Source organism: Vogesella fluminis (genome assembly GCF_014652335.1).
Taxonomy (GTDB): Bacteria; Pseudomonadota; Gammaproteobacteria; order Burkholderiales; family Chromobacteriaceae; genus Vogesella; species Vogesella fluminis.
This window is the reverse complement of record NZ_BMYP01000016.1, coordinates 65,413-74,715: the sequence shown is the minus strand read 5'-3', so window position 1 is coordinate 74,715 and position 9,303 is coordinate 65,413. Positions and strand designations below refer to the sequence as shown.

Genomic DNA, 9,303 nt, shown 5'->3' with positions numbered 1-9,303 from the left:
GGAACGCATTCCTCAGATGTGATTTGAAACCCCGTTTACACAAAAATTCGGACAGGCCCGGTCCTGTACTGCTATCGCACTGAAATGTGCCAGCCAAAGAACTGCCTATCTGGCGGCTCCGTCATCTAGCTTAATTGACGCTGACTCCTGGTCAGCGCGCCACGTACACCAGCGCGAACAGCACCACCCACACCAGGTCGACCATGTGCCAGTAGGCGGCGGCGGTTTCCACGCCGTCATGGTTGGCCGCATCATAGGCACCGCGGCGGGCGTGGAGGTACACCGCGGCCACGATCACCAGGCCGAGGATCACGTGCAGGAAGTGGAAGAAGGTCAGCGACAGGTAGAACATCCAGAAGTCGCTGCTGGACAGGGTGATGCCGGCGGCGAATTTGGTGGCGAACTCCCAGCCCTTGATTGCCACGAAACCGCTGCCCAGCAGCAAGGTGGCCAGCAGGTAGCGGCGTCCGCTCGCCACAAGGTTGGCCGCAAAGGCGCGCACCGCCGCCGCCACCGTGGCGCTGCCGGCGATCAGCAGCAGGGTGTTGAGCAGCGCCGGCCACAGCAGCAGCTGTGCCTGGCCGGCAGCAAACAGCGCCGCGTCGCGCTGCCGCGCTACGCCGTAGACGGCAAAGAAGATGCCGAACACCGTCAGCTCGGCAAGAATGAAGAACCACATCGCCAGGTCGCCGGGTACGCGTGGCGGGGCGGCAAGGCCGGGGGCGGCTGTGTTCATGGCAGGCTCCGTCGTGAAAAAGGCGCCCGCAAGGGGCGCCCGTGTTGCCGGATGCGGCGGAATCAGGCGCTGGCGCGCTCGTTGCCGCGGATAAAGAAGCTGGCGATGTACAGCATCAGGCCGATGAAGAACATCACGCCGGAAGCCTCGCGCAGCCAGTAGAAGAAGGCGATCTTGTCCTGGCCGGCCATGAACGACAGCGGGGTGTCGCCCATGCGCTGCATCCATACCTGCAGGATACCGGCGGCGGTCAGGAACAGGGTGATGAGCACCATGGCGATGGTCATCAGCCAGAACGACCACATTTCCACCATCTGCGCAGCATTGCTGTTGGCTTCACGGCCACGCATCAGCGGCATGGAGTAGGAAATCATGGTCATCACCACCATGGCGTAGGCGCCATAGAACGCCATGTGGCCGTGGGCGGCGGTGATCTGCGTGCCGTGGGTCAGGTAATTGACCGGAGCCAGGGTATGTAGGAAGCCCCACACGCCGGCGCCGAGGAAGGCCATCACGCCAGTACCCAGTGCCCACAGTACCGCAGCCTTGTTCGGATGCTCGCGGCGGCGCTTGTTGACCACGTTGAAGGCGAACAGCGTCATCATGAAGAACGGAATCGGCTCCAGTGCGGAGAATACCGAACCCCACACCTGCCAGTAGGCCGGCGCACCGATCCAGAAGTAGTGGTGACCGGTACCGATGATGCCGGAGATCAGCGTCATGGCAATGACCACATACAGCCATTTCTCGATGATTTCACGGTCAACGCCAGTTACCTTCACCAGCACGAAGGCCAGCATCGCGCCCATGATCAGCTCCCATACACCTTCCACCCACAGGTGCACTACCCACCACCAGAAGTACTTGTCCAGTACCAGGTTTACCGGGTTGTAGAACGAGAACAGGAAGAAGATCGCCAGCCCCCACAGACCCAGCATCATCACCATCGAGATACTGGTCTTGCGGCCCTTGAGCACGGTCATGCTCAGGTTGAACAGGAAGGACAGCGCCACCAGCACGATGCCGATCTTGGTGATGGTCGGCTGTTCCAGGAATTCGCGCCCCATGGTCGGCAACAGGTCGTTACCTGTCATCTGCGCCAGCGTAGCGTATGGCACCGCCAGATAGCCGACAATGGTCAGCGCCCCCGCCACCAGGAACACCCAGAAGGTGAGGATGGCCAGTTTCGGACTGTGCAGCTCGCGTTCCGATTCTTCGGGAATCAGGTAGTAGCCCGCACCCATGAAGCCAAACAGCAGCCACACGATCAGCAGGTTGGTGTGCACCATGCGCGCCACGTTGAACGGGATGGCAGGGAACAGGAAATCACCGATTACATATTGCAGGCCCATGATCAGGCCGAACACGATCTGGCCGACGAACAGGCCGATGGCAGCGACGAAGTACGGCTTGGCTACTGCCTGCGTACGGTACTTGAGCTGCACATTGGTGAGCGGGTCATTGGCCGCCGCCGAGGCGCTGGCAGAGCGCGCGGTGGCCATTACAGGGGAAGTCATCTGGTTCTCCTTGGATGATGTATTACCGGAATCGACGGGCATCAGCCTTCGATATTCGGCGGCCAGTTATTGGTGTTGATTTCCGAGCTGTATTTCAGGAAGGCCACCAGGTCATCGAGTTCGGCATCATTGAGATGGAAGTTCGGCATCTGGCGGCGCCCCGGCGCCCCGGTCGGCTGGGCCTTGATCCAGGCCTTGATGAATTCCGGGCCACGACGCTGGTAGACGTTACCCAGCTCCGGCGCAAAATAGGCACCCTCACCCAGCAGCGTGTGACAGCCGATACAGTTGTTGACTTCCCACAGCTTCTTGCCGCGGGCAACCTGCTCGGTCAGATTGGCGCGGTTATCCCGCTTGGGCAGCGCCTGTACCGTATCCAGCGTCAGCGCCAGGAACAACAGGAAGAAAAACACCGCGCCACCATAAAAGATGTTGCGCGCGGTTGATTTGGTAAAACTGGCGCTCATCGCGTCCTCCTTTTCTCGCGTCACCGGGAACCCGGCGTATCACGGTGAAATGTACATTTTCACCCATCCAGATAGCATTGACACGAATCAACGATTCCCGGCCGCTGCCCTTTCTAAACTTGCGCATCCCCTTAAGCGGCCATTTTGGCCAGACTGGAACAGCAATGAGTGCCCCCATCCCCTTTCCGCATCCCCGCCCGTTGCGCCACGGCCAGGTCAGCCTGGTCGGAGCCGGCCCCGGCGACCCGGAACTGCTGACACTGAAGGCATTGCGCCGCCTCGACGAAGCCGACGTGGTGCTGTATGACCTGCTGGTATCCGATGCCGTACTGGCACTGGTCAACCGCCGCGCCGAGCAGATCTGCGTCGGCAAGCGCGCCAGCCACCACTCCCTGCCGCAGCAGGACATCAACCAGCTGATCGTAACCAAGGCGCAGCAGGGTTTGCGTGTGGTGCGGCTGAAAGGCGGCGATCCGTTCCTGTTCGGGCGCGGCGGCGAGGAACTGGAAACGTTGGCCGCAGCCGGCATCGCCTGCGAGGTGATTCCCGGCATCAGCGCCGCAATGGGCGCCTCGGCGGCAGCCGGCATCCCGCTGACACACCGCGACTACGCACAAGGCGTCAGCTTTGTTACCGGCCACCGCCGCGAGGACCAGCACACACTGGAGTGGACCGCCCATACCGGTGCCGAGGAAACACTGGTGGTCTACATGGGGCTGGGCGAGGCCGCCAATATCGCCGGCCAGCTACAGGCAGCCGGCCGTGCCGCCGACACGCCGGTGGCCATCATCGAAAACGCCACCACAGCACAGCAACGCGTGCTGTGCTGTGAGCTGGCCGGTCTTGGCGCCTGTGTGCAACAGCACGCCGTCAGACCGCCGGCACTGCTGATCATCGGCGAGGTGGTACGGCTGCAGGCCAAACTGCAGGCGACGCTGGCTCAGGCACTGGCTGGCTGAGGCGGCAAGACGCGGCGGGCGGCACGGTATTGCCGTGCCGCTGCGATAAAATGCAACGACAGCAGCAGCAGCAATGCGATCAGCGCCAGCGCCAGCGGCCAGCCCACATCGGGCCGCCACACCCACAGCGCCGCCAGCGGCTGCACCAGCAGCAGCATCCGCAAGCTGCGCCGCGGCGCAATTTCCGGCATGAACGTCTGCAATGGCGGGATGCGGTGGCGCGGCGGCGCCGCGTTCTTCAGGTGCAGCCACAGCAGGAAGGGCACGATGCGGTACAGCATGCCGACCACCAGCGTCAGTGCAAAGCCGCCGAGCAGGCACCAGGCCAGCGCACGCGCCAGCCACGGTGCCGCGCCCTGCCACATCAGCAACGGCAACAGCGCCGCCAGCAAGGCCAGCAGTGCAAACGACAGCCGCCAGTACGGCAGCAGCCATTCCTGCGGCCGGCGGCTGGTACGCAGCAGACGCAGGCTGAGCACGGCAAACAGTGCCAGTGGCAACCACGCCAGCCACCACCACGGCCACTGCGGCAACCACCACAGCCCGCACGCCCCCGCCAGCAAGGACAGCAGCCACAGCATGCTGCCATGGCGCTGCCACCAGCCGGGATAGGACGCCGTCAGCAGGAACATCGGTGCAATCACCTGCGCCACGGCCATCACCAGCAGCAATACCCAGCCCTGGGCCGCCAGCCGGTGCAGCGGCAGCAGGCTCAGCAACGGCCAGGGCCGGCCCCAGCCCAGCACTGCCAGCATCGACAGGCCCAGCAGCATGGTCAGCAACAACAGGCCGAGCGCCAAGCGCAGGCCACGGCTGCTGCCGTCCGTTGCCGGACTGCGCCACAGGTCAAACAACAGACCCGACAGCGAGACCGCCGGCAGCACAAACAGCACACTCGCCAGCTGCAGCCACGGCGGCGCCAGCGACTGGTAGAAGCCCCAGCACAGGCTGGCGGTGGCCAGCTGCCACAAACTCCACACCACCAGCCGCCACCAGGTTGGCCGCATGCAAGGTACGCCGGACACGACAGCCACCATTTGCAGCAGGGCGCCAAGCATGGCATTGCCAAGCACGCCCAGCGCCAGCAGATGCAGCGGCAACAGCAGACTCAGCGACGGATAATCACCATCAGTCAACAGCAGGCTGGCCGACAGCGGCAACAGCCAGGCCGCTGCGGCCAAAAAATAGCGCACCGGCAGCGAAAGCGGCGGTGCGCGGTCAAAGCTGGGTATCGCATGCATCAGGGCAGCACCAGCTTCAACACCACCCCACTCATGTCCGGCAGCATTTCGGTATCGAAGCTGACATCGCGCTGCTGCAGCAGCGGGATCAGCGGGCTGGGAAAGTGCGGCAACACATAGGCCAGTTGCTGGCCGCTGCTACCGTTGTCGACATCATCAAGAATGATTTCCATCGGTTCCGGCGGCACCAGGCCACGCAAATCACGGGGAGACATGGCGCAACTCCTGCAGCAGGGTGGCAGCATCCGGAATCCGGCTGTCACACATCGGGTAGAGAATGTTTTCTTCTTTCATATTGTGCTGCTGCATCAACACCAGCAAGGTGTCACAGGTGGCCGCCATGCCGGCGGCGTCGCGCTGCAGCAGATCGCGGTTGAGGTCTTCCATCAGCTCGCGCATCTGCTCATGCTCGTAGCGCATCACCGCGGTCGGTCCGCCACGCATGCCGGTGGCCGCTTCCAGCGCCTGGAACAGCCGGTTTTCCTCGTCGGCAAAGTGCTGCGCCATTTCCTCGCAAAAGCTGGCGCACAGCGTATCGGCACTGGCCCAGTTTTGCTGGCGCACGGCCTGCTCCAGCGCGGCAAAACAGTCATCGCAGTGCCGGTGCACCGCACTCAAATGTGTTGTCAGGTTCATGCTCAGACTCCGGTGGGATGTTGCAACAGTATCGCCTTGGCGCAACCGGTGACTGAATGATACCGATCAAGAAACCCGTGCCTGTTGACCGGCTGCACCGGTACATCAAGGTTGGCCGCATGCGCTGCGGCCAACCTTGATGCCACGCAGGGTAATACTCCCTGCCCGTCCTGGCGTACGGATTTCCGGATGCGGCCGCGGCTGCGATCCGGTTTTGCGATGGCCGGCGGCGGCAAGTGCTTGTTATCGCTGCCGCCTGCCGCTGGCACGAATAGTGCAATGCAAATGCACCACAACGGTGCGCCTGGCGTGCCATGTTAAGCGCGGGGTGCAACAAAAATGGCACCCCGCCCTGCCGCAATTTTGCTGACGCCGGCCATGGCCTGTGTTAGAACCGGAATTCTGTCATCCCGATGTTGGCCGCAACACTTTTTTCCGCCATGTCTGTCCGTATCCGCAAACCGCTGTTCCTGAGCTGCCTGTTGCTGGGGCTGGTACTGCTGTGCAGCACGCTGACCTACCAGTTTTCGGTGCAGCACGGCATCGACGCCCTGCGCGAGCAGGGCAACCGCCAGCTGGAGCTGCACACCCGCGGCGTGGAAAGCGAGATCGAGCGCTTCGTGTGGCTGCCCGGCCTGCTGCAGCTCAACCCGGTGACGCTGCAGCTGCTGCAGTCGCCGGACGCCAGCCACCAGCTGGAGGTCAACCGCTACCTGGCGGCGATGAACGAGCGCAGCGGCACGCTGGCAGTCTACGTACTGGACAGCGGCGGCCGCGTACTGGCGTCCAGCAACTGGCGCCGCAGCGACAGCTATGTCGGTGAAGACCTGTCGTTCCGCCCCTACTACACCGACGCCATGGCCGGCCGCCCCGGCCGCTTCTACGGCATCGGCAGCACCATCGGCGAGGCCGGCTACTACCTGTCCAGCCCGCTGCGCGTCAAAGGCCGCATCGCCGGCGTGGCGGTGGTCAAGGTCCGCCTCGGCCAGCTGGAGGCCGGCTGGCGCAAGGCCGGCGCCGACGTGTTCATCGCCGATGAAAACGGCGTCATCATCCTCGCCTCCAAGCCGCGCTGGCGGCTGAACGTGATCCATCCGCTGTCGCAGGCGCGGCGCAACCAGCTGGCGCAGAGCCTGCAGTACCACTGGGCATCGCTGCCGCTGCTGCAACTGAAGTCACGGCGCACGCTGGCGCCGGGGCTGGATCGCTGGGAGCTGTCCGATCCCGACGTCGCCGCGCCGGAAGGCCGCCTGTTCCTGGCGCAGTCGCGCACCCTCAACGACACCCGCTGGCAGCTGACCCTGCTCAGCCCGCTGGCGGCGGTGAAGGCGGCGGCGTGGACGCACGCGATGCTGGCGGCCACCATCGTCGCGGTGCTGACGCTGCTGCTGATCGCGTGGAACGAGCGGCGCAAGGTGATCGCCACCCGCCTGTCGGCGCGCGAGGCGCTGCAGGCCGCCAACAGCGAGCTGGAACGCCGCATCGAGGAACGCACCGCCGACCTGTCCGCCAGCAACGAGCGCCTGCTGGCCGAAATCCGCGAGCGCGAGCTGGCCGAGCAGACGCTGCGCAAGGCGCAGAACGAGCTGATCCAGGCCGGCAAGCTGGCGGTGATCGGCCAGATGTCGACCAGCATCGCCCACGAGCTGAACCAGCCGCTGGCGGCGCTGCGCACGCTGTCCGGCAACACCGTGAAGTTCCTCGCCCGCGGCGCCTACGACACCGCTGCGGCCAACCTCAAGACCATCGGCGAGCTGGTAGAGCGCATGGGCAAGATCACCGGCTCGCTGCGCTCCTTCGCCCGCCGCTCCGAACACGCCGACGGCCAGGCACGGCTGGAAACCGCGGTCGACGCCGCGCTGTTCCTGCTGCAGCCGAGGCTGTCGCGCCACCCGGTCACGGTGCAGCGCGAATTCGACGACGTGCTGCTGGCCATCGACCAGACGCGGCTGGAGCAGATCCTGGTCAACCTGATCGGCAACGCGCTGGACGCGCTGCAGGGCGTGCCCGCCGCCTGCGTGCGCCTGGTCGGCCAGCGCGACGGCGGCCGTTACCAGCTGACCGTGGCCGACAACGGCGGCGGCCTGCCGGAGCAGGTACGCCAGCATCTGTTCGAACCCTTTTTCACCACCAAGCCGCAAGGCAGCGGGCTGGGGCTGGGGCTGACCCTGTCCGCCAGCCTCGCCGCGGCGGCCAACGGTACACTGCAGGCACAGCCGCTGCCACAAGGCGCCGCCTTCGTGCTGCAATTGCCGCTGTACCCGGAACAGGAACTCCATCATGTCTGAAGCATTGCGCGTCCTGATCGTGGAAGACGATCCCCATGTCCTGCTCGGCTGCCAGCAGGCGCTGACGCTGGAGGACATCCCGGTCACCGGCGTCGCCAGCGCCGAAGCCGCGCTGCCGCTGATCGACGGCCAGTTCCCCGGCATCGTCATCAGCGACATCCGCCTGCCCGGCATCGACGGCCTGACCCTGATGCAGCAGCTGAAGGCGCAGGACCGCAGCCTGCCGGTGGTGCTGATCACCGGCCACGGCGACGTCAGCATGGCGGTGCAGGCGATGAAGGACGGCGCCTACGATTTCATGGAAAAACCGTTCTCGCCGGAGCGGCTGGTGGAAGTCGCCCGCCGCGCGCTGGAGCAGCGCCGGCTGAGCCTGGAGGTGGAAAGCCTGCGCCGCCAGCTGGACGGCAAGCAGACGCTGGAACAGCGCCTGATCGGCCGCTCCGCCGCCATGTGCCAGCTGCGCGAGCTGATCCTCAACGTCGCCGACACCGGCGCCAACGTGCTGATCAACGGTGAAACCGGCACCGGCAAGGAGCTGGTCGCCAGCTGCCTGCACGAATTCAGCCGCCGCCAGCAGCACAACTACGTGGCGATCAACTGCGGCGGCCTGCCGGAACACCTGTTCGAGAGCGAGATCTTCGGCCACGAGGCCAACGCCTTCACCGGCGCCGGCAAGCGCCGCATCGGCAAGATCGAGCACGCACACAAGGGCACGCTGTTCCTCGACGAAGTCGAGACCATGCCGATCAACCTGCAGATCAAGCTGCTGCGCGTGCTGCAGGAACACAAGCTGGAACGCCTCGGCAGCAACCAGATGGTCGATGTCGACTGCCGCCTGATCGCCGCCACCAAGGAAGACCTGGGCGAGCTGTCGCAACAGGGCAAGTTCCGCGCCGACTTCTACTACCGCCTCAACGTGGTGACGCTGGAAATCCCGCCGCTGCGCGAACGGCGCGAGGACATTCCGCTGCTGTTCGAGTGCTTCCTGCAGCAGGCGGCGCTGCGCTTCGACCGCGAGCCGCTGGAGGTGGACCGCAAGACGCTGTCGCGGCTGATGGCGCACGACTGGCCGGGCAATGTGCGCGAACTGCGCAACGTCGCCGAACGCTACGCGCTGGGGCTGCCGGCGTTCAAGGACAGCGGCGATGGCCACAACTCGCCCAGCCTCGCCGAATGCGTGGAAGCCTATGAAAAGAGCCTGGTCGTGGAGGCGCTGCGCCGCCACGGCGGCAACCTGACCCAGGCCAGCGCCGCGCTGGGCACACCGAAGACCACGCTGTTCGACAAGGTGAAGAAGTACGGGCTGCAGGGCAGCAATTAGTCCTCCTGCCCTGTCCGCCGCCGCAAAAAAAGGCAGCCCGTCAACGGGCTGCCTTTTTTGTACGCTCAGCCTTGCGGCCAACGTTGGCCGCAAGCCGTGAGCGTTCAGATGTCTTCGTCCTCGATCACCAGATCGCCG

9 protein-coding genes are annotated in these 9,303 nt (G+C 64.8%); 3 read left to right on the top strand and 6 right to left on the bottom strand.

The window, feature by feature from the left end:
- Positions 1 to 151: 151 nt before the first annotated feature.
- The 3 genes from IE083_RS08280 to IE083_RS08270 all read right to left on the bottom strand — a co-directional run bounded on the left by IE083_RS08280 (position 152) and on the right by IE083_RS08270 (position 2,720).
- Positions 152 to 736, bottom strand: coding sequence for a cytochrome c oxidase subunit 3 (locus IE083_RS08280; RefSeq protein WP_189353135.1), 585 nt, complete (start codon positions 734 to 736; stop codon positions 152 to 154).
- A 62-nt stretch (positions 737 to 798) separates the two neighbouring features.
- Positions 799 to 2,253 (bottom strand): cbb3-type cytochrome c oxidase subunit I, encoded by a 1,455-nt coding sequence (locus IE083_RS08275; RefSeq protein WP_308426738.1) that lies wholly within the window; start codon positions 2,251 to 2,253, stop codon positions 799 to 801.
- A gap of 41 nt (positions 2,254 to 2,294) precedes the next feature.
- Positions 2,295 to 2,720: a c-type cytochrome gene (locus IE083_RS08270; RefSeq protein WP_189353134.1), complete on the bottom strand. Its 426-nt coding sequence runs from the start codon at positions 2,718 to 2,720 to the stop codon at positions 2,295 to 2,297.
- 164 nt (positions 2,721 to 2,884) lie between these two features.
- Between IE083_RS08270 and cobA the strand changes: the two genes are divergently transcribed.
- Positions 2,885 to 3,679 (top strand): uroporphyrinogen-III C-methyltransferase, encoded by a 795-nt coding sequence (gene cobA / locus IE083_RS08265; protein ID WP_189353133.1) that lies wholly within the window; start codon positions 2,885 to 2,887, stop codon positions 3,677 to 3,679.
- Here cobA and IE083_RS08260 read toward each other — a convergent pair.
- From IE083_RS08260 to IE083_RS08250, 3 genes are read right to left on the bottom strand one after another with little or no spacing between them, the layout of a single operon-like run.
- Complete coding sequence (locus IE083_RS08260) at positions 3,661 to 4,920, bottom strand: hypothetical protein (RefSeq protein WP_189353132.1); 1,260 nt, start codon at positions 4,918 to 4,920, stop codon at positions 3,661 to 3,663. The two genes, cobA and IE083_RS08260, sit on opposite strands and share 19 nt — an antisense overlap.
- Positions 4,920 to 5,135: a DUF2249 domain-containing protein gene (locus IE083_RS08255; RefSeq protein WP_189353131.1), complete on the bottom strand. Its 216-nt coding sequence runs from the start codon at positions 5,133 to 5,135 to the stop codon at positions 4,920 to 4,922. The genes IE083_RS08260 and IE083_RS08255 overlap by 1 nt, the downstream gene beginning before the upstream one ends.
- Complete coding sequence (locus IE083_RS08250) at positions 5,122 to 5,556, bottom strand: hemerythrin domain-containing protein (RefSeq protein ID WP_189353130.1); 435 nt, start codon at positions 5,554 to 5,556, stop codon at positions 5,122 to 5,124. Before IE083_RS08250 ends, IE083_RS08255 begins: the two co-directional genes overlap by 14 nt.
- 440 nt (positions 5,557 to 5,996) lie before the next feature.
- Between IE083_RS08250 and IE083_RS08245 the strand changes: the two genes are divergently transcribed.
- Together IE083_RS08245 and aauR are read left to right on the top strand one after the other, a co-directional pair.
- Entirely contained in the window at positions 5,997 to 7,844 is a 1,848-nt protein-coding gene (locus IE083_RS08245) for a sensor histidine kinase (protein WP_229799658.1), read from the top strand.
- Positions 7,837 to 9,165, top strand: a complete 1,329-nt coding sequence (gene aauR, locus IE083_RS08240; protein WP_047966401.1) for a two-component response regulator AauR — start codon at positions 7,837 to 7,839, stop codon at positions 9,163 to 9,165. The genes IE083_RS08245 and aauR overlap by 8 nt, the downstream gene beginning before the upstream one ends.
- Positions 9,166 to 9,303: the final 138 nt, after the last annotated feature.

Coding starts and splice junctions, on each gene's coding strand:
- IE083_RS08270 (WP_189353134.1), bottom strand. CDS start 2,720: ATGAGCGCCAGTTTTACCAAATCAACCGCGCGCAACATCTTTTATGGT.
- aauR (WP_047966401.1), top strand. CDS start 7,837: ATGTCTGAAGCATTGCGCGTCCTGATCGTGGAAGACGATCCCCATGTC.
- IE083_RS08245 (WP_229799658.1), top strand. CDS start 5,997: ATGTCTGTCCGTATCCGCAAACCGCTGTTCCTGAGCTGCCTGTTGCTG.
- IE083_RS08260 (WP_189353132.1), bottom strand. CDS start 4,920: ATGCATGCGATACCCAGCTTTGACCGCGCACCGCCGCTTTCGCTGCCG.
- IE083_RS08275 (WP_308426738.1), bottom strand. CDS start 2,253: ATGACTTCCCCTGTAATGGCCACCGCGCGCTCTGCCAGCGCCTCGGCG.
- IE083_RS08255 (WP_189353131.1), bottom strand. CDS start 5,135: ATGTCTCCCCGTGATTTGCGTGGCCTGGTGCCGCCGGAACCGATGGAA.
- cobA (WP_189353133.1), top strand. CDS start 2,885: ATGAGTGCCCCCATCCCCTTTCCGCATCCCCGCCCGTTGCGCCACGGC.
- IE083_RS08280 (WP_189353135.1), bottom strand. CDS start 736: ATGAACACAGCCGCCCCCGGCCTTGCCGCCCCGCCACGCGTACCCGGC.
- IE083_RS08250 (WP_189353130.1), bottom strand. CDS start 5,556: ATGAACCTGACAACACATTTGAGTGCGGTGCACCGGCACTGCGATGAC.